The organism is Actinoplanes sp. NPDC051346, from assembly GCF_040682215.1.
Classification (GTDB): Bacteria; Actinomycetota; Actinomycetes; order Mycobacteriales; family Micromonosporaceae; genus Actinoplanes.
On the sequence record NZ_JBFBAJ010000022.1, the window covers coordinates 68,040 to 90,397 of the forward strand.

The window sequence follows — 22,358 nt, forward strand, 5'->3', positions numbered from 1 at the left end:
TCCGTGGTCGGTGGTCGGCGGACGCACCGCCGAGACGAAGTAGGAGTCAGCGGCATGGAAGGTCAGGCGACATCTCCGTCACCTGCGGAACTGCGGCTGATGGTGGCCGCGTGGAATGACACGGACCGGGCTGGTCCGGCCGAGCCACTGATCGAGCTGTTCGAGCGGCACGCCGCGGAGCGTCCGGACGCCCCCGCGGTGAGCGGGCCGGTCCAGCTGAGCTACGGCGACCTCAATGCCCGGGCGAACCGCCTGGCGCGCCACCTGGTGTCGCTGGGAGTCGGCCCGGAGCAGGTGGTGGCCGTGCTGCTGCCGCACTCCGCGCAGATCATCCCGGCGCTGCTCGCGGTTCTCAAGACCGGCGCCGCCTACCTGCCGATCGACTCGGACTATCCGCCGGGCCGGACGGCGTTCATGCTCGACGACGCGGAACCGGTCGTGGTGCTGAGCGAGTCCGATGTGGCGCGGCGGTTCGACATCACCGCGCGGCTGATTCTGCTGGACGAGCCGGGCACCTCGCGTGCGCTGGCCGCCCACCCGGCGACGGACCTGTCCGACGCGGACCGGACCGCCCCGGTGTCGCCCCGCCATCCCGCGCACGTCATCTACACCTCGGGGTCGACCGGCCGGCCGAAGGCGGTGGTCATCGAGCGCGGGTCCCTCGACGACCATCTGCGCACCGCCCGCGAGCGCCACCCGAGCCTCGGCGGCACCGCGCTGTGGCACACGTCGGTGGCGTACTCGCTGTCGGTGACGGCGCTGTTCGGGCCGCTGACAGCGGGCGGTTGCGTCCGGGTCGCGGAGGATCTGGCGGGCGCCACCGAGGCTGTCGACTGCACGTTCGTCAAGGCCACCCCGAGCCACCTGCCGCTGCTGGGTGCGTTGCCGGCCGGATCCGGTCCCAGCGACGAACTGGTGCTGGGCGGTGAGGCGCTTCTCGGTGACGCGTTGTCCCGCTGGCGGAAAGAACATCCCACAACCACGGTGACCAACGGGTACGGGCCGACCGAGGTGACCATCCACTGTGCCGAGTTTCGGCTGGAGCCCGGCGCGCCCGACCCGTTCGGGGTGGTGCCGCTGGGCCGGCTGCTGCCCAACTCGCGGGCCCATGTGCTGGACGGGCAACTGCGCCCCGTCGCGCCGGGCGTGGCCGGCGAGCTGTATCTGGCCGGCAGCGGCCTGGCCCGTGGCTACCTCCGGCGGCCGGGCTACACCTCGGCGCGATTCGTCGCCAATCCGTTCGACCGGCCGGGCAGCCGGATGTACCGGACCGGCGATGTGGCCCGGTGGACCGTCGACGGCGTGCTGGAGTTCGTCGGCCGGGCCGACGACCAGGTGCAGATCCGCGGCCACCGCGTCGAGCTCGGCGAGGTCGCCGCCGCGGTGCTGGCCCAGGACACGGTGGCCGATGCCGCGGTGGTGGTCCGCGAGGACCGGCCGGGCGACGTGCGGATCGTGTGTTACGTGGTGAGCGCCGAACCGGGCCGTCCGGACCCGGTCGAGGTGCGGACGCTGCGCGACCGGCTGCCCGAGTTCATGGTGCCGGCCGCGTTCGTGGTGCTCGACGCCCTGCCGCTGACCCGGCACGGCAAGGTCGACCGGGCCGCGTTGCCGGAACCGGAGGTCGCGCGGGCCGCGGGTGGCCGGACCCCGCGTACGGTGCGGGAAACGCTGTTGTGCGAGCTGTTCGCGGATGTGCTCGGCGTGCCGGCCGTCAGTATCGACGACGACTTCTTCGCTTTGGGCGGGCATTCGCTGCTGGCCGTCCAGTTGGCCAGCCGGGTCCGTGCGGCGCTGGACGCGGAGCTCACTCCCCGCACGGTGTTCGACGCGCCGACCGTAGCCGCGTTGGCCGAACGGATCGACCCCGCGAAGGGCGTTCGTCCGGCGCTGGTCCCGGCCCCGCGACCCGAGCTGATTCCGCTCTCACCGGCCCAGCGCAGGCTGTGGTTCCTGCAACAGATCGACGGGGTCAGCTCGACCTACAACGTCGTGTGGGCGGCGCGGATCACCGGCGAGCTCAACCGCGGTGCGCTCGCCGACGCCCTCGGCGATGTGATCGCGCGGCACGAGTCGCTGCGTACCGTGTTCCCTGAGCGGGAGGGTGAGCCGCACCAGCTGGTGCTGTCCGCCGACGGAACCGGGCCCGGGATGCCGATCGTGGACATCACGGAGGACCGGCTGGAGGAGGCCGTCGCGACGGCCGCCCGGCACGCCTTCGACCTCGCCGCCGACATCCCCGTGCGGCCGACGCTGTTCCGGTTGTCCGACGACGAGCACGTGCTGTTGGTCGTGACGCACCACATCGTCGCGGACGGCGGCTCGACCGTGCCGTTGGCGCGTGACTTGTCGGTGGCGTACCAGGCGCGGTGCGACGGCCACGCGCCGGGCTGGGCCCCGCTTCCCGTGCAGTACGCGGATTTCGCGCTGTGGCAACGACAGACGCAGGACAGGGACCGGCTCGACGCGCAGGTGGAGCACTGGCGCCAGCGGCTGGCGGGGGCCCCGGAGCTGTTGGAGCTGCCCACCGACCGACCGCGGCCGATGGAGGCGAGCTATCGCGGTGACCGCGTTCGCTTCCGGGTCGACCCGGACACCCATCGCCGGCTGGCCGAGCTGGTCAGGGGCACCGGCACGACGGTGTTCATGGTGCTCCACGCCGCCCTGGCCGTGCTGCTGACGAGGATGGGCGCGGGCACCGACGTACCGGTGGGCGCGGTCACCGCGGGCCGCGACGAGGAGGCGCTGGAAGATCTGGTCGGCCTGTTCGTGAACACCCTGGTGCTGCGCACCGACACGTCGGGCGACCCCAGCTTCCGGGAGTTGCTGTCCCGGGTGCGTGAGGTCGACCTGGACGCCTACGACCACCAGGATGTGCCGTTCGAACGGCTGGTGGAGGCGCTGAACCCGGCCCGGTCGCTGGCGCACAATCCGTTGTTCCAGGTGGTGCTGACCTACGAGAACGGGGTGGACGCGCAGCTCACCGCGCCGGGGTTGGCCAGCGAGACGTACTTCGTCAGCGCGGGCTCGGCGAAGTTCGACCTGTCCTTCTTCGTCTGGGAGGTCCGGGCCGGCGCCGAGCCGGCCGGGATCGAGGGCTACCTCGATTACGCGACCGACCTGTTCGACCGGCCCACCGCCGAGTTCCTGGCCGCCGGCCTGGTCCGGTTGTTGCGGGGCGTGGCGGCCGAGCCGGATCTGCCGATCAGCGGCATCGAGCTGCTCTCCGGCGCCGAACGGCGCGAACTGCTGGCGCTGGGCAACGAATCGGTCGTCCCGGTGGCCGGCACGATGGTGCCCGAGCTGTTCGCCGAGCACGTACGGCGGGCTCCGGCCGCGCTAGCCGTGGTGTTCGGGCCGGAGCGCCTCAGCTACGCCGAACTTGACGCCAGGGCGAACAAGCTGGCCCGCGCGTTGGTGCGGTGCGGCGTCGGCCCCGAGCGGTTCGTGTGCGTGGCTCTGCCCAAGTCGGTCGACCTCGTGGTGGCCATGCTGGCGGTGCTCAAGGCCGGCGCGGCCTACCTCGCGGTCGACCTGACCTACCCGGCCGAGCGCATCGCGCTCATGATCGACGACGCCGACCCGGTCATGGTGCTGACCAGCGCCGAGGGCCGGTCCCGGTTGCCGGAGCGCGGAAACCATTTCGTACTGGACGATCCCGACACCCTGGCCGACCTCGAACGACTGCCCGCCCACGAGGTCACCGACGAGGAGCGGACCCACCCGCTGCATCCGCACCACCCGGCGTTCGTGATCTACACCTCGGGGTCGACCGGCCGGCCGAAGGGCGTCGTGGTGGAGCACTACTCGCTCAACCACTACCTGGCCTGGTCCCGACACGTCTATCCGGGCGTGGCCGGGCGCGCGCTCGTGCACTCCTCGGTGTCGTTCGACCTGACCGTCACCGGGCTGTACGCGCCGCTGACCGCGGGCGGCACGGTGGACCTGATCGAGCTCGACACCGCGTCCACGGCCAGAACGGACCCGGCGCGATCCACGTTCGTGAAGGCCACGCCCAGCCACCTGCCGTTGCTGACGAACCTGCCCGCCGGGTTCTCGCCGACCGAGCAGCTCGTTCTCGGCGGGGAGCCGCTGGTCGGCGAGGTGCTCGACGAGTGGCGGGCCAGACACCCGGGGGTGACCGTGTTCAACGAATACGGTCCCACCGAAACGACGGTCGGGTGCATGGAATGCCGCATCGAGCCGGGTCAGCGGATCCCGCCCGGCGTGCTGACCCTGGGCAAGCCGGCCTGGAACACCCAGATGTTCGTGCTGGACGCCGCCCTGCGGCCGGTGCCGTTCGGCGTGGCGGGTGAGATCTACATCGCCGGTGACCTGGTGACGCGTGGTTACCACGGCCGGCCGGGGCTGACCGCCACGCGGTTCGTGGCCAACCCGTTCGGCCCGCCCGGCTCGCGGATGTACCGGTCCGGCGATCTCGGCCGGCGCCGCCGGGACGGCGAGTACGAGTTCCTGGCCCGGGTGGACGATCAGGTGAAGGTCCGGGGCTTCCGCGTCGAGCTCGGTGAGATCGAGGCGGTCATCGGCCAGCATCCCGGGATCGACCAGGTCGCGGTGATCGTGCGCGAGGACCAGCCGGGCGACAAGCGCCTGGTCGCCTACTTCGTGCCGACCTTCGTGCCGGCCGGAGAGACCACGCCGGATACCGAGGCGCTGCACTCGCGGTGCGCGGAATTCCTTCCTGAGTACATGGTCCCCTCGGCGTTCGTGTCGCTGGACACGTTGCCGCTCACGCCGAATCTCAAACTGGACAAGCGGGCACTGCCCGCCCCCGTCTACGCGGCGGACTCGCAGGGCCGGGGTCCCCGGTCAGCCCGCGAGGAGATCCTCTGCGAGCTGTTCGCGGAGGCGCTGGGCGTCCCGCGGGTCACCATCGACGACAACTTCTTCTCGCTCGGCGGCCACTCGCTGCTCGCGGTCCGGCTGATCAGCCGGATCCGCGCGACTCTCGGCGTCGAGCTTCCGCTGCGCTCCCTGTTCGAATCGGCAACCGTCGCGACCCTCGTCGGCCAGTTGGCCAACGCCGGGTCCGCTCGACCGGCACTGCGCCGGATGCCAAGGCCCGAGGAGGTCTCATGATCCCGCTGTCCTTCGCCCAGCAGCGGCTGTGGTTCCTGAGCCGCCTGGAGGGACCGAGCTCGACCTACAACGTGCCGCTGGCGGTGCGGATGTCCGGCCCGCTGGACTCCGAGGCGCTGTTGGCCGCGCTGGGCGACGTGGTCGCGCGGCACGAGTCGTTGCGCACGATGTTCCCCGAGCGCGACGGCGAGCCCTACCAGCGAGTGCTGGCCCCCGCCGACGCGCCGGTGGCCCTTGAGGTGGTCGAGATTCCACCGGACGGCCTGGACGCGGCCATCGCCGAGGCCGTCGCGCGGCCTTTCCACCTCGATGCCGGCGCCCCCATGCGGAGCAGCCTGCTCGCGCTCGGCGCGCAGGAGCACGTGCTGCTGATCGTGACGCACCACATCATCGCCGACGGTTGGTCCACCCGGCCGTTGCTGCGGGACCTTTCCACCGCGTACGCGGCCCGCTGCCGGCGGGAGAATCCGCAGTGGAGCGAGCTGCCCGTTCAGTACACGGACTACGCGCTGTGGCAGCGCGAAGTGCTGGGCAGCGAGGCCGATCCCGACAGCGTCATCAGCCAGCAGTTGACCCACTGGCGTACGGCTCTGCGGGGCGCGCCGGAACTGCTGGAGCTGCCCGCCGACCGGCCGCGTCCCGCCGTCGCCTCCTATCGCGGTGACAAGGTCCCGCTTTGGCTGGACGGCGCGGCGCACCGTGCGGCGGTGCGGCTGGCCGGGGACACCGGAACCACGGTGTTTATGGTCGTCCAGGCGGCCCTCGCCGTGCTGTTGACCCGGCTGGGTGCCGGCACCGACATCCCGATCGGCACCGCGGTCGCCGGTCGATCGGACGAGGCCGCGGAGGACCTGGTCGGGTTCTTCGTGAACACCCTGGTGCTGCGCACCGACACGTCGGCCGATCCCAGCTTCCGCGAGGTGCTGGCCCGGGTCCGCACCGTCGACCTCGACGCCTACGCCAACCAGGACCTGCCGTTCGAGCGGGTCGTCGAGGTGCTGAACCCGACCCGCAGCCTCGCCAGCCACCCGCTGTTCCAGGTGATGCTGGTCCTGCAGAACGCCAGCGCCGACCGGGTCGAGCTGCGCGGGTTGCGCACCGAGGTCCTGCCGACCCCGGTGTCCGGCATAGCCAAGTTCGACCTGTCCTTCAGCATCGCGGAGACGCTGGCGGACGGGGAACCGGCCGGCATCGAGGGCACGCTGGAATACACCGAGGATCTGTTCGACCGGGCCACCGCGCAGGACCTGGCGAACCGGTTGACGCTCGTGCTGGCATCGGCCGTCGCCGAGCCGGACCGGGCCATCGGCGAACTCGACCTGCTCGAGCCGGCCGAACGGCAGCGGATTCTCGTCGACTGGAACGGCGCCGAGAGCCCGGTTCCCGCCGGTGACCTCGCGACCCTGTTCGAACAGCAGGTGCGGCGTACCCCGCACGCGCCCGCCTTGGCCTGCCGCGACATCACCGTGTCCTACGCCGAGCTCAACACCCGCGCGAACCGGTTCGCCCGCCGGCTTGTCGACCTCGGCGTCGGTCCCGAGGTCCCGGTGGCGGTGCTGATGGAACGGTCCGTCGATCTCGTGGTCGCCATGGTCGCGGTCGTCAAGGCCGGTGGTGCCTATGTGCCACTGCACGCGAGCTATCCGCGGGACCGGATCGGTTGGATGCTGCGGGAAACCGGCGCGCCCGTGCTGATCACCGACAGCGGCCTGGCCGATCGCGGGTCCGACCACGACGCCGCCGTGCTGGTGGTGGACGAAGAACCGCTCGACGAACTGCCCGGTACGGACCTGGGCCTGCGGCTGAGCGGCGAACACCTCGCTTATGTCATGTACACCTCGGGTTCGACCGGTAACCCCAAGGGGGTTGCCGTCACCCATGCCGACGTGGTCGCTCTGGCGTCAGACCGCGATCTGAGCAGCCAGGCCCATCGCCGGGTGCTTTTCCACTCGTCGCATGCCTTCGACGCCGCCACCTACGAGATCTGGGCGCCGTTGCTGGCCGGCCATGAGGTGATCGTGGCGCCGGAGGCCGACATCGACGTCAGCGCGATGGCGGCCGTGTTCGTCGAGCACCAGGTCACCGCCGTGTTCCTGACCACCCCTCTCTTCACGCTGCTGGCCGAGGAATCGCCGGAATGCTTCGCGTCGCTCACCGAGGTCTGGTGCGGCGGCGAGGTCGTCTCCTCGGCGGCGATGTTGCGGGTGCTGCGGCACTGCCCGGCGACGCGGGTGCTGAATGTCTACGGCCCGACCGAGACCACCACCTTCGCGACCCGGTTCGAGCTGAACGCGTCGGTGCGGGACGAGAGCGCCGTGCCGATCGGCCGGGCCATGGACAACGTGCTGGCCTACGTGCTGGACGAGAAGCTGCGTCTGGTGGCGCCCGGTGTGCCCGGAGAGCTGTACCTCGCCGGCCTCGGCGTGGCCCGTGGCTACGTCCGCCGGCAGGCCCTGACCGCGGAACGCTTCGTCGCCGCCCCGTACGGCCGCCCGGGCGAGCGGATGTACCGGACCGGCGACCTGGTGCGCTGGAACAGCGCCGGCCAGCTGGAGTACCTGGGCCGGGCCGATCAGCAGGTCAAGATGCGCGGATTCCGCATCGAGCCCGGTGAGATCGAGGTGGCGCTGGTCGCTCACCCCGATATCGCGCAGGCGACAGTGGTGGCCCGGGAGGACCGACCCGGTGACCGCATGCTGGTGGCCTACCTGGTGGCCGCCGGCGACCGGATCCCGGACGTGGCCGAGGTACGCCGGTACATCGCGCGCGGCCTGCCCGAATACATGGTCCCCACGGCGCTGGTGTTCCTGCCCGCGCTGCCGCTGAACTCCAACGGAAAACTCGACCGCGCCGCACTGCCGGCACCGACGCTCGGCACCGGATCGGCCGGTCGTACGGACACCAGCGCGCGCGAGGAGATCCTGTGCGGACTGTTCGCCGAGGTGCTGGGGCTGGACTCGGTGGGGGTCGATGACGGCTTCTTCGAGTTGGGCGGGCACTCGCTGCTGGTGACCCGGCTGATCAGCCGGGTCCGGTCGGTCCTGGGTGTGGAACTCAGGGTGCGTGAGGTGTTCGAGGTTCCGACGGTGGCCGGACTGGCCGCACGCATCGAGGCCGCCGCCGCACCGGCGCAGCGCGCGCTGGAGCCGGTGCCGCGCACCGACGTGGTGCCCCTGTCCTTCGCGCAACGGCGGCTGTGGTTCCTGCACCGGATGGAGGGGCCGAGCCCGACCTACAACATCTCCTTCGGGCTACGGCTGCGCGGCGTGCTGGATCGCGACGCGCTGGCGTCGGCACTGGGAGATGTGGTCGCACGACACGAAATCCTGCGCACGATCTATCCCGAGGTCGACGGCGTCGCCCGCCAGCACGTGCTGGAGCAGACTTCGGTCGATCTGGTGACGTCCGCCGTGAGCGAGGCCGAGCTCGACGACGCGGTCGAGCGCGCGGCCCGGTATCCGTTCGATCTGGCGACCGAGAGTCCCCTGCGGGCCGAGCTGTTCGTCGCGCGGCCGGACGATGCCGCCCTGGTGCTGGTGCTGCACCACATCGCCGCCGACGGTTCGTCGCTCAAACCCCTGGTGCGCGATCTGGCTTCGGCGTACGAGGCGCGGTGCGCCGGGAAGGCGCCGGCGTGGGAGCCGTTGCCGGTCCAGTACGCCGACTACACGTTGTGGCAACGGGAGCTGCTGGGCGAGGAGTCCGACGAGTCGAGCGCGGCCAGCGCCTACGTGAACTTCTGGCGTACGGCGTTGAAGGGCATCCCGGAACAGCTGGATCTTCCGTACGACCGGCCGCGGCCGAGCGTGGCTTCGTATCGCGGTGGCCGTGTCGAGGTGGCGCTGTCGGCGGAGGTGCATCGCGCCGCGATAACCGTGGCGCGCTCGAGCAACGTCACCGTCTTCATGGTCCTGCACGCCGCCTTGGCGTCCCTGTTGACGCGGCTCGGAGCCGGCACGGATGTTCCGTTGGGCACGCCGGTCGCCGGGCGAAACGATGACGCGCTGACCGACCTGGTCGGGTTCTTCGTGAACAGCCTGGTGCTGCGTACGGACACGTCCGGCGAGCCGAGCTTCCGGGAACTGCTCGATCGGGTACGAGCCACGGACCTCGCCGCCTACGCACACCAGGATCTGCCGTTCGAGCGCCTGGTGGAGATCCTCAACCCCGCCCGCTCCGCGGCGCATCACCCGCTGTTCCAGGTCATGCTCGGATTCTTCGCGTACTCGAGCACGAATTTCGAACTTCCCGGCCTGAACGTCACCACCTCGGACATCAACACGGGTACGGCCAAGTTCGACCTGTTCTTCCTGCTGAACGAGCAGCGGAACGCGCAGGGCGCCCCCGACGGCATCACCGGCGTGATCGAGTACAGCACCGACGTGTTCGACCAGGCGACGGTGGAGTGGCTCGGGGGCCGTTGGACCCGCTGGCTGAACGCGCTGCTGGCCGATCCCGATCGATCGATCGCGGCGCACGACGTCCTCCTGCCGGTCGAGCGCGACCAGTTGCTGGCCTGGAACGACACGGCCGCCGAGATCCCGCCCGTGACCATGACGGAAATGATCGAGGCTCAGGTCCGCCGCGATCCCGCCGCGATCGCGCTCGCCTGTGACGAGGTGGAGCTGTCCTACGAGGAACTGAACGCCCGGGCGAACCGGCTGGCGCGGACGCTGATCGAGGACGGAGTCGGGCCCGAGTCGATCGTGGCCGTCCTGATGCCGCGCTCACCCGAGTTGCTGATCAGCCTGCTGGCCGTGCTGAAGGCCGGCGGAACGTACCTGCCGCTCGACCCCGACTATCCGGCCGACCGCCTCGAATACATCCTCGGCGACGCCGGCTCCGTCCTGACGGTCACCACCACGGCTACCGCCGGCGTGCTGCCGGAACTGCCGGGGGCCCGCCTGGTGCTGGACGACCCGGGCACCATCGCGCGACTGGCGGGACAGCCGGCCACGACCATCGGCGACGCCGATCGTGTCCAGCCGTTGCACGCCCACCACCCGGCCTACGTGATCTACACCTCCGGATCGACCGGCGTACCCAAGGGCGTCGTGGTTACGCACGAGAACCTGACGAACTTCCTCACCGCGATGCGGGAGCAGTGCGCGCTGACTCCTCGGGATCGCTGGCTGGCGGTGACCACGGTCTCGTTCGACATCGCGGCACTGGAGCTCTACATGCCGCTGGTCCACGGCGCCCGGGTGGTGCTCGCGCGGGAGAAGACGGTCCACGATCCGACGGCGCTGGCCGCGCTCGCCGCCGCGCGCGGCTGCACGATCATGCAGGCCACGCCGACGATGTGGCAGGTGCTGCTGAGCACGGGGACCGACGCCTTCTCCGGCGTACGGATGCTGGTCGGTGGCGAAGCCCTGCCCGCCGGGCTGGCCACCCGGATGCGCGAGCGTTCGGCCGTGGTCATCAACCAGTTTGGCCCGACGGAGACCACGATCTGGTCCACGACGGCGTCGGTGCCCGGCGACGACCGCGTGCCGCCGATCGGTCGCCCGATCGCCAACACCCAGGTGCACATCCTCGACGGCGAACTGCGCGCGGTGCCGGTCGGCGTCGCCGGCGAGCTCTACATCGCGGGCGACGGCCTGGCCCGTGGCTATCACCGACAGCCCAGGCGCAGTGCCGAGCGGTTTGTCGCGAACCCCCATGGCGAGCCCGGCACGCGGATGTACCGCACCGGTGACGTGGCTCGATGGAATCGGAAGGGTGAGCTGGAGTTCCTCGGCCGGGTCGACCATCAGATCAAACTGCGCGGGTTCCGCGTGGAGCTCGGCGAGATCGAGAGCGTCCTGTCCCGGCATCCCGAGGTCGCGCAGTCCGCCGTCGTCGCCCGCGAGAACGAACAGCTGATCGCCTACGTCACCCCGCTCGCCCAGCCGCAGTCCGCTGACGACGGCCACGACGACGCCGTCGAGCGACAGCAGGTCGACGACTGGCAGCAGGTCTACGACTCCGCGTACGAGGAGGAGGCGAAGTCCGGCGACTTCAGTGAGAGCTTCTCGGTGTGGCGCAGCAGCTACGACGACGCCCCCATTCCGCTTCCCGAGATGCGCGTGTGGCGGGACACGACGGTGGCGCGGATCCGGGAACTGCGGCCCCGGCGCGTACTCGAGATCGGTGTGGGATCCGGTCTGCTGATGGCCCAGCTGGCTCCGGACAGCGAGGCCTACTGGGCGACGGACTTCTCGGACATCGCCGTGACCGCGCTGCGGGACATCGTCGCCGGGAAGCCGGAGCTGGCCGACCGGGTCGTGCTGCGGACCCAGCCGGCCGACAGCTTCGACGGTCTGCCGGAGGGGTTCTTCGACACCGTCGTCATCAACTCGGTGGTGCAGTACTTCCCGAACGTCGACTATCTCGTGTCCGTGCTGCGCCAGGCGCTGAGCCTGGTGGTCCCGGGCGGCGCGGTGTTCGTGGGCGACGTGCGGAACCGCCGGCTGCTCCGGTGCTTCCGGGCGGCCGTCGAGGTGATCCGTCACCCCCACGACGAGCCGGCGCGATGGCGTCGATCCGTGGCACAGGCCGTTCGGCGGGAAAAGGAACTGCTGATCGATCCGGAGTTCTTCCCGGCCCTGGGCCACGCGCTCGACGGGGCGCCCGCGGTGGAGATCGGTGTCAAGCGCGGTGCGGCCCACAACGAGTTGAGCCGCTACCGGTACGACGTCGTGTTGCGCAGAACCGCCGAGCCGGTGAGCGAGCCTCGGGAACTGCGGTGGGGCGCGGACGTGGCCGATCTCGCGGCGCTGGAAGCCCAGCTGGCCGGGTCCGGCGCGGCGGCGGTCCGGGTGACCGGCATGCCCAACGCCCGCCTGCTGTCCGAGCTGGCGGCGCTGTCGACCGTCGACGAGGAGACGCCGGCGTCGCCGACGGAGCCGGTCGACCCGGAGACGCTGTACGACCTGGGTGACCGCAACGGATTCCGTACGGGAGTGGCCTGGTCGTTCGACGCCGCCGACGGCAGCATCGACGCCGTTTTCACCCGGGACTCGTCGAGCGGCGTGGGCGCCGTCGGGATCGTGTATCCCGCCGTCGCGCACGGCCGGCCGCTGGCCGAGTACGGCAACGATCCGACCAGGCCGTACGAGGCCGACGCGCTGGGCCGGTCACTGCGGTCCTACCTGCGTCGCTGGCTGCCGGACTACATGGTGCCGGCCATGGTGACGGTGCTGGACGAGCTGCCGCTGACGAGCAACGGGAAGATCGACCGGAAGGCCCTGCCCGCTCCCGCGGTGGCCGCGTCGGCCGCGTTCCGAGGTCCACGGTCCGTACGGGAAGAGATCCTGTGCGAGTTGTTCGCCGAGGTGCTGGAGCTGGACTCGGTCGGGATCGACGACGGGTTCTTCGACCTCGGTGGGCATTCCATCCTGGCGATCAGGCTGGCCAGCAGGATCCGTACGGTGTTCGGGCGCGAGATGCCGGTGTGGGAGATCTTCGACGCCGCGACGGTGGCGCGACTGGCGGCTCGGCTGGATGACGCCGACGCCGGTCGTGCCGCGCTGGTGCCCGTCGAGCGGCCCCGGTACGTGCCGTTGTCGTTCGCCCAGCGCCGACTGTGGTTCCTGTTCAAGCTGGAGGGTCCGAGCCCGACCTACAACATGCCGATCGCGCTGCGGCTGTCCGGGGATCTGGACCGGGCGGCACTCGAGGCGGCGTTGAGCGATGTCGTGCACCGGCACGAGGCGCTGCGGACGGTGTTCCCCGAACATGACGGGGTTCCGTACCAGAGCGTTCTCGACGTCGGCCGTGCGCGTCCGGAGCTGTCGGTCGTCGATGTCGACGCGGCGGGACTCTCGGCCGCCGTGCGCGAGGCCGGAGGCTACGGCTTCGATCTGGCCACCGAGATTCCGATCAAGGCGGTCCTGTTCCCGCTCGGCGGGGCAGAGTACGTGTTGCTGCTGCTCATCCACCACATCGCCGCTGACGGTCTGTCGTTGGGACCGCTGCGCCGGGACCTCGCCCGCGCCTACGCCGCCCGGCGAGCCGGCGCCGCACCACAGTGGCCCGATCTGCCCGTGCAGTACGTCGACTACACCCTGTGGCAGCGGGAGCTCCTGGGCGCGGAGGACGACCCGGACAGCACCATCGGGCGGCAGCTGGAGTTCTGGCGGCAGGCCCTGGTCGACCTGCCCGAGCCGATCACCCTGCCGGTCGACCGTCCGCATCCGGCGACGCCGACGCACCGGGGCGACGACGTGCGCTTCATGGTGGACGCCGCGACCCACGCCGCGATGGTGGAGGTGGCGCGCCGCCACGACGTCACCATGTTCATGGTCTGGCAGGCCGCGATCGCGACCCTGCTGACCAGACTGGGTGCCGGCACCGACATCCTGATCGGCACCTCGACCGCCGGCCGGGCCGACCCCGCGCTGGATGATCTCGTCGGCTTCTTCGCCAACAACCTGGTGCTGCGCAACGACACCTCGGGCGATCCCACCTTCGGTGAGCTGCTGGCCCGGGTGCGGCAGGCCAGCATGGCCGCCTACGCCCACCAGGAGGTGCCGTTCGACCGGCTCGTCGGCGCGATCGCACCGAAGCACTCGCTGGGCCAGCACCCGCTGTTCCAGATCACCATGTCCCACTCCAGCGGCACGGACGGGCGCTGGGAGCTGGAGGGCCTCCAGGTCGACAGCGCCGACTTCGGCGCCGGCGCGGCCAAACTGGATCTCCACTTCGGCATGGCGGAGATCTTCACCGAGCAGGGGCGCCCCGCCGGACTCGACGGCGTCCTCGAGTTCGCCGTGGACGTGTTCGACCGCGAGTCGGTCGAGCTGATCGCCGCACAACTGACCGGCCTGTTGTCGGAGGTCGTCGCGGCCGCCGACCGCCCGTTGAGCGCGGTGCCCCTGCTACCCGGCCGAGACCGTCAGCGGTCGCCGATGAACAACAACTTGATGGATGGAGCGGTACCGATGGCGACTATTCCGAACTTGTTCGCCCAGCAGGTCGCGCGGGCACCGGATGCGCCCGCGGTGGTGTTCGAGGACCAGACCGTGTCCTACCGGGAACTGGACGCGCGTGCCAATCGGCTGGCGCGCTACCTGGTGGGATGCGGGGTCGGCCCCGAACGGTTGGTGGCGGTGGCCCTGCCGCGGTCGGTGGAGCTGATCGTGGCCCTGCTGGCGGTGCACAAGGCCGGCGGAGCGTACGTGCCGCTGGATCCGAACTATCCGGTCGACCGGCTCGAGTTCATGGTCGCCGACTCCGCGTCGGTGTGCCTGGTGACGACGCGGGAACTGGCCGACCGGCTGCCGGAGATCGGCGGGGCCGCGCCGCCCGTGGTGGTCGACGACCCGGTCGTGTCCAAGGAGGTGGCCGACCTCTCGGACGCGCCCGTCCTGGACAGCGAGCGGCTGGCGCCGCTGAGCCTGGACTCGCCGGCGTGGGTGATCTACACGTCGGGATCGACGGGCCGGCCCAAGGGCGTGGTGGTCACCCACCGCGGCGTCGAGAACCTGGTCGCCGGGCAGAGCGAGCGGTTCGCCATGGACCGCGGCAGCCGGATGCTGCAGTTCGCCGCGCTGAGCTTCGACGTGGCGGCCGGCGAGATCTTCGGAACCCTGCTGTGCGGGGCGTGTCTGGTGCTGGCGGACGTGAGCCTGGCCGTGCTGCCCGACCTGGTGGCGCGGCACAAGGTGACCCACCTGATGATCCCGCCGGTGGCGTTGGGCACGTTGCCCGCGGACGCGCTGCCCGCCGGCATCACGCTGGTGGTCGGCGGCGACGCGTCCGCGCCGGAGTTGGTGGCGCGGTGGGCTCCCGGCCGGCGGATGGTCAACGCGTACGGCCCGACGGAGGCGACGGTGTGCGTGACGGCGAGCGAGCCGTTGTCGCCGGACGTCGCGGAGATCCCGATCGGCCGGCCGATCGTGGGCGCGCGGGTGTGCGTACTGGACGAGCGGTTGAATCCGGTGCCGCCCGGCGTCGTCGGCGAGTTGTATCTGGCGGGCGTGGGTCTGGCCCGCGGCTATCTGGGACGGGCGGCGCTGACCGCGCAGCGGTTCGTGGCGTCCCCGTTCGGCCCGCCCGGCACGCGGCTGTATCGCACCGGGGACCTGGCGCGGTGGAACGCGTGGGGCGAGCTGGTGTTCGCCGGGCGGGTGGACGACCAGGTGAAGGTGCGCGGATTCCGCATCGAGCTGGGCGAGATCGAGGCGGTCCTGCTGCGGCATGCCGCGGTGAAGCAGGTCGTGGTGATCGTGCGGGAGGACCGGCCGGGCGACCGCAGGCTGGTGGCGTACGTGGTGCCCAGCGGCGAGCCGGCTCCGGCGGACGAGCTGCGCGGGCATGTCGCCGGCCAGCTCCCCGAGTACATGGTGCCGTCGGCGTTCGTGACGCTGGACGCGTTGCCGGTGACCCCCAACGGCAAGCTGAACCGGGCCGGGCTGCCCGCGCCGGTCAACGAGGTCGAGCAGGAGGTGGCCGCCGGCCCGCGCGACGCCCGCGAGGACATCCTCTGCGGCCTGTTCGCCGAGGTGCTCGGCCTGTCCCACGTCAATCCCGACCAGGACTTCTTCACCCTCGGCGGAGACAGCATCATCTCCATCGAGCTGGTCGCCGCCGCCCGCCGCGCGGGCCTCGCCATGACGGTGCGGGACGTGTTCGAGCAGCGCACCGTCACCGCGCTGGCCGCGGTGGCCACCTGGGACGAGGCACCGGTGGCCACGCCGGACGACGACGACGATGCCGGTGCCGAGTTCGGGCCGCTGCCGATCATGGGCTGGCTGCGCGAGCTCACCGACCACTACGACGGCTTCAACCAGTCCGTCGCGGTGCGCCTGCCGCGCGGCATCCGGCGGGAAGACCTCGAAACGGCGCTGCGGGCGGTGGTCGACCACCACGAGTCGCTGCGCCAGCGGCTTCACATCGCGCCGGACGGCCAATGGTCCTTCACCGTCCAGCCGGTCGGTGAGCCCGCGATCGGTGACCTGCTGAGCCGGGTCGACCTCGCCGGGGCGACCGACGAACAGATCGCCGCGACGACCGCGACACAGGCTCTGGCCGCTCGCGACGGGCTGGCTCCGCAGGACGGCCTCTCGCTCCAGGTGGTGTGGTTCGACTTCGGCCCGGACCGGGACGGGCGACTGCTGCTGGTGGTGCATCACCTCTCCACCGACGTGGTGTCCTGGCGGATCCTGTTGCCGGACCTGGCATTGGCCTGGCGGCACGCGGCGGCCGGCAACACGCCGCTGCTGGATCCGGTGCGGACCCCGGCGCGGACCTGGGCCCGAGGGCTGGCCGAGGAGGCCTACCGCCCGGAGCGGGTGGCCGAGCTCGACATCTGGCAGGGGTTGCTGGCCGACACCGAACCGCTCGTGGGCAAGCGGGCGCTCGATCCGGCCGTGGACGTCGCCGACACCCTGTGCTACCTGTGCACCACGCTGCCGGTGGAGCACACCGAGCCGCTGTTGACGACGGTGCCCGCGGCCTTCAACGCCGGAGTCAACGACGTGCTGCTCACCGGGCTGGCCCTCGCGATCAACAAGTGGCGGGACCGGACGGGCGGCGCGGTACTGCTCGACCTGGAGGGCCACGGCCGCCAGGACGTGGTGCCCGGAGCCGACCTGTCCCGCACGGTGGGCTGGTTCACCAGCATGTACCCGGTGCGGCTGGACCCTGGCCCGGCCGACTGGCAGGAGGTCAGCGCGGGCGGGCCCGCGATCGGCCGCGCGCTCAAGGCGGTCAAGGAACAGCTGCGCGTCATTCCCGGCCAGGGCATCGGGTTCGGCCTGCTGCGTCATCTGAACACGGAGACCGCGCCGGCACTCGCCGGCCTGCCCGCCCCGCAGTTGGGGTTCAACTACATCGGCCGGTTCGGGGTCGGCTCCGGTGACGCCGCCGCCGCCGACTGGGGCCAGGTCGATGACATCGCCAAGCCGCCGGCTCTCGACGCCGCCCAGGCGGTGCCCCACGTCCTGGAGATCAACGCCGCGGCGGTGGACGGGCCGGACGGGCCCAGCCTGTCGGTGACCTGGGCGTGGCCCGAGGCGCTGCTTGCCAAGCCGGACGTGGCCGAGTTGGCCGAGGCCTGGTTCGACGCGCTGCGGGCGTTGGTCCGGCACGCGGTGGATCCGAGCGCCGGAGGCCTCACACCGTCCGACCTGTCGATCAACCTCGCGCAGGCCGAGATCGACGAGCTGGAAGCCGAACTGGAAGCCGAACTGGGGGCCCTGGATTGAGCAAGCTTGAGGACATCCTGCCGCTCACGCCGCTGCAGGAGGGCATGTTCTTCCACGCCGCCTACGACGACGACGGGGTCGACGTCTACCAGGCGCAGGGCGTGCTCGCACTGGCCGGCCGGCTGGAGCCCGAGGTGCTTCGCACTGCCGCGGCGAGCCTGGTCCGCAGGTATCCGGTGCTGCGATCCGGTTTCCGGCTGCGCAAGACGGGCGAGCCCATCCAGGTGATCTACCGCGAGGTGCCGCTCAACTTCTCCGAGGTCGACCTGTCCGACCTTGACGACCAGGTGCGGGAGCGGAAACTCGCCGAGCTGGTGGCCGCCGACTGGGTAGCCCGGTTCGACCTGGGGCGGCCACCGCTGCTGCGGTTCACCCTGATCAAGCTCGCCGCCGACGAGTACCGGCTGGTGCTGACCAACCACCACATCCTGGTGGACGGCTGGTCCCTGGCGGTGCTGATCGACGACCTGTTCGCGCTCTACGCCAGCGGTGGCGATGCCGCCGGGCTGCCGCCGATCACCCCCTATCGCAACTTCGTGACCTGGATGTCCGAACAGGACAGCGCCGCGTCGTCGCAAGCGTGGCAGGTGGCGCTGGCCGGAGTCGACCGGCCGACCCTGGTGGCTTCGGACGCGGCGCTCGGTGCCGAGCTGCCCGCGCAGCTCGACATCCGGCCGGATCCGGAGGTGGGCACGCAACTGCGGCGGCTCGTCCAGTCCACCGGCCTGACCGCGAACACCCTGGTGCAGGCGGCGTGGGCCAGCGTGCTCACGGCCGTCACCGGGCGCGACGACGTGGTGTTCGGCACCCTCGTGTCCGGCCGGCCGCCGGAGATCGACGGCGTGCGGAAGATGGTCGGGATGTTCATCAACACGGTGCCCGTGCGGGTCCGGCTGCGGCCCGAGGTGAGCGCCGCGGACAACCTGGCCCGGCTCGCCGACGAGCAGTCCCGGCTGATGGCGCACCAGCACCTCCGGCTGACCGACGTCACCCGGGACACCGGCCTGACCACCCTGTTCGACACGTTCGTGGTGTTCGAGAACTACCCGGTCGACACGTCCGCGCGGGAGATCGCGCCGGGCGTACGACTGACCGAGATCACCGGCGATGACGCCGCGCACTACCCGTTGCGGTTGGTGGTCAGGTTGACCGGCGAGCGCCTGCAGATCGTGCTGGAGTACCGGCGGGACCTGTTCGACGAGGCCGCGGCGCACTGGGTCGCGGACGCGTTCACGGTCGCGTTGCGCTGCCTGATCCTCCTCGGGGAGCGCCCGCTGGGCCGACCGGTCACCCTGGACGACGCTGACCGGGCCACGCTCTTCGGTGACCTGCTCGCCGGGTCCGCCCCCGCCGCGACCGAGGACGCGGCGACACCCGCGCGCCGGCTCCGGGATCCGCGCGAGGAGATCCTGTGCGGCCTGGTGGCCGATGTGCTGCGCCGTGACCGGGTCGGGCCGGACGAGAACTTCTTTGCCATCGGCGGGCACTCGCTGAGCGCCATTCAGTTGCTCTCCCGTACCCGGGCCGTTTTCGGGGTGGAGTTGCCGGTCCGGACGGTCTTCGAGGCTCCGACCGTCGCCGCACTGGTGGCACGGCTGGACGACGCCGGCATGGCCCGGCCCGCGCTGCGGCGCACGGCGAGGCCGGACCGGATCCCGTTGTCCTTCGCCCAGCAGCGGCTGTGGTTCACCTGCCAGCTCGAAGGCCCCAGCGCCACCTACAACCTGCCGATGTCGATGCGGCTGACCGGAGAGCTCGACCGGGCGGCACTGGTGGCCGCGCTCGGCGACGTGGTGGGCAGGCACGAGAGCCTGCGCACGCTGTTCGTCGAGGTGGAGGGCATGCCCTACCAACGGGTGCTGCCGCAGGCGCAGGCGCGCCCGGTGGTCGAGTTCGTCGAGGTGGCGCCCGATGAGCTGGCCGACACGATGCTGCGGGCGGCGACCACCACGTTCGACCTGGCCACCGAGTTGCCGGTGCGGGCCTGGCTGTTCGCCACCGGCGAGCACGAGCACGTGCTGTTGATGCTGACCCACCATATCGCCAGCGACGGCTGGTCCGCGGGGCCGCTGGGCCGGGACCTGGTCGCCGCGTACACCGCGCGTCGCGCCGGGCGGCGTCCTGAGTGGCCGGACCTGCCGGTGCAGTACGCGGATTACACGCTGTGGCAACGGGAACTGCTGGGATCGGAGTCGGACCCGCGCAGCCTGGTCAGCACCCAACTGGAGTTCTGGCGACACAACCTGGCAGATCTGCCCAGCCAGCTCGAACTGCCGACCGACCGGCCGCGTCCGGCAAAGCCGAGCCACCGGGGCGACGTGGTGGCCTTCGAGGTGGACGCCGCGGTGCACCGCGGGCTGGCCGACCTCGCGCGCGCCAGCCAGTCCAGCATGTTCATGGTGGTGCACGCGGCGACCGCCGCCCTGCTCACCTGGCTGGGCGCGGGCACCGACGTGCGGCTGTGCACCGTTGTCGCCGGCCGCAACGACCAGGTGTTGGAGGACCTGGTCGGGTTCTTCGTGAACACCCTGGTGCTGCGCACGGACACCTCGGGCGAGCCCAGCTTCCGTGACCTGGTCGGCCGGGTCCGCAAGGCCGACCTGGCGGCGTTCGCCCACCAGGATGTGCCGTTCCAGCGCGTGGTGGCGATGGCCAACCCGACGCGGTCCGCCGCGCAGCACTCGCTGTTCCAGGTGATGCTCGTGTTCCAGAACAACGCGGGGCCGACCCTGGACCTGCCCGGCCTGAAGGTGGCGGCCGAGGACTTCGGCATCGGCGCCTCCCGCATCGATCTGTCCTTCAGCGTGGCCGAGCGCTTCGCGGACGGGGCACCGAACGGGATTCACGGCACGCTGGACTACGCGATGGACCTGTTCGACGCCGACACCGCGCAGGCCATCGCGGACCGGCTCGCGCGGCTGCTGACGCAGGTCGCCGGCGACCCGGACATCCGCCTCGGCGCGCTCGACCTGCTGTCCGCGTCGGAGCGAGACCACTTGGTGGCCGCGGGCGTCGACGTCGAGGCCGAGCCGCCGGCCACCCTGCCCGCCCTGTTCACCGCCCAGGCCGAGAAGACCCCGGACCGCCCGGCGGTCGAGGACGGGGGAGTGACAGTCAGCTACGCCGAGCTGGACGCGCGCGCCAATCGGTTGGCGCACCACCTGATCGGCCTGGGCGTCGGGCCGGAACAGGTGGTCGCGCTCGCCCTGCGACGGTCCGTGGAATTCGTGGTGGCCGTCCTGGCAGTCACCAAGGCCGGGGCCGCGTACGCGCTGGTCGACCCGGACGATCTCGCCGCGCGGTCCGAATACCTGGACCTCGCTCCGACGGCGGTGGTGACCACCCGGTCGGTCGACGGGCCCGCTCCCGGCGGCGCCAGGGTCGTCGAGTTGGACGACCTCGAACTGACCGGACTGCCCGCCACCGAACCGACCGACGCGGATCGCGTCGCGCCACTGAGTCCGGCACACCCCGCCTATGTGACCTCCGCGTCCGGGAGCCCGCGCGGGGTCGTGGTCACCCACGCCGGACTGGCCAGTCTCGCTGTCACCTCCGATTCCAGGGTGTTCCCCTTCGTCTCGCCCGGCTTCGACGTGTTCGTCGCCGAGCTGACCCTCGCCCTGCTCTTCGGTGACTGCCTCGTGGTGTCGCCGCGCCAGCCGGCCGGCGAGGGAATCGGCACGCCCATCCACGGCGTACGGACCTATGTGCTCGACCCGGCCTTGCGGCCCGTGCCGCCAGGCGTGACCGGCGAGCTGTACGTCGCGGGCGCCGCCCTGGCCCGGGGCTATCACGGCAGGCCCGCGCTGACCGCCGAACGCTTCGTGGCCAACCCGTTCGGTCCGCCGGGGGCACGGCTGTACCGCACCGGGGAACTCGCCCGATGGCGACGCGACGTCGGGGCCGGAGGATGGCGACTGGACCTCCTCGGTCGCGGCGCAAATGAGGATCCGGCCCGGCTGTCCGCCCCGCCGTCCGAAGCGCGGTCGCGCCGCCAGGCGCCGAGGAACCTGCGGGAATACGTGTTGTGCCGGCTGTTCGCCGAGGTCCTCGGCGTGCCCGGGACCGCACCGGAGGACGACTTCTTCGAGCTGGGGGGAAATCCCCAGCTGTGCGCCAGGTTGGCCGCGCGGATCCGCTCGGTGCTCGGGGTCGACCTGACCGTCCGCGCGGTGTCCGACGCGCCGACCCCGGCCGGCGTCGACGCGCTGCTGAGTGAGGCGGGCAGCGAACTGGACCCGTTCGCCCGGGTGCTGCCGCTGCGCGCCGAAGGCGACCTGCCGCCGGTGTTCTGCCTGCCCCAGAACACCGGGATGAGCTGGCGGTACGTCAACCTGCTGAGCGCGCTCAACCCCCGGGTCCCGGTGTACGCGATCCAGTCCCAGGGACTCACCGGGGACGGGCCGCTGTCGAACGACCTCGCCGAGATCGCCGCCGAGCTCGCCGACGTCATCCGCGGTATCCGGCCGGAAGGCCCCTACCACCTGCTCGGCTGGTCGTTCGGGGGCAACCTCGTGCAGCCGGTCGCCGTGCAGCTGCAACGGGCCGGCGATCAGGTGGGCCTGGTCGGGATCATGGACTCGTACCCGTCGGACGACCCCGAGTCCAGGGTTCCGGCCGAGGACTTCCCCATGCTGTCCGCCATGGTGGCCGGCTACGCCAAGTTCTACGACGGCATCGACGACGTGCAAACGGCGACCGACCCCGCGGCCCTGCGTGCGCAGTGCCTGAGCTACCTCGGCCGGGGAACCAGCGAGCTGCGCTTCCTGACCGTTGCGCAACGCTCCCGGGTCCTGGACCTCATGCTCAGCAACGTGCAGGCCATGCTGCTCGACGAGGAGCCGGACCGTTACAGCGGCGACGTGCTGCTGGTAGCCGCCCTTCGGGATCGCCAGCCCTGGATGACCCCGGAGAGCTGGAAGTCCCGGGTGGACGGATCGATCCAGGTCGTCGAGGTGGACTGCCGGCACCACGAACTGATCGACCCGGGCCCGGTGGCCGAGGTCTGCGCCGCGTTGGCGCCGATCCTGGCGGAGGACTGATCACCCGCGCCCGTCTTCGGCCGAG

General features: G+C 71.3%; 3 protein-coding genes. All 3 read left to right on the forward strand.

Annotation, left to right across the window (positions count from 1 at the left end):
- The first annotated feature begins 54 nt into the window (after positions 1-54).
- Genes AB0M36_RS35420 through AB0M36_RS35430 form a run of 3 tightly spaced genes read left to right on the forward strand, consistent with a single transcriptional unit; the run spans position 55 to position 22,333 of the window.
- Complete coding sequence (locus AB0M36_RS35420) at positions 55-5,100, forward strand: amino acid adenylation domain-containing protein (RefSeq protein WP_364166728.1); 5,046 nt, start codon at positions 55-57, stop codon at positions 5,098-5,100.
- Positions 5,097-17,291, forward strand: a complete 12,195-nt coding sequence (locus tag AB0M36_RS35425) for an amino acid adenylation domain-containing protein (protein ID WP_364166729.1) — start codon at positions 5,097-5,099, stop codon at positions 17,289-17,291. Before AB0M36_RS35420 ends, AB0M36_RS35425 begins: the two co-directional genes overlap by 4 nt.
- A complete protein-coding gene (locus AB0M36_RS35430) occupies positions 17,288-22,333 on the forward strand; it encodes an alpha/beta fold hydrolase (protein WP_364166730.1) in 5,046 nt (1,681 codons plus the stop codon). The genes AB0M36_RS35425 and AB0M36_RS35430 overlap by 4 nt, the downstream gene beginning before the upstream one ends.
- Positions 22,334-22,358 lie beyond the last annotated feature (25 nt).

Excerpts from the sequence above, each read along its gene's own strand:
- AB0M36_RS35420 (WP_364166728.1), top strand. The coding sequence starts at position 55 with ATGGAAGGTCAGGCGACATCTCCGTCACCTGCGGAACTGCGGCTGATG.
- AB0M36_RS35425 (WP_364166729.1), top strand. The coding sequence starts at position 5,097 with ATGATCCCGCTGTCCTTCGCCCAGCAGCGGCTGTGGTTCCTGAGCCGC.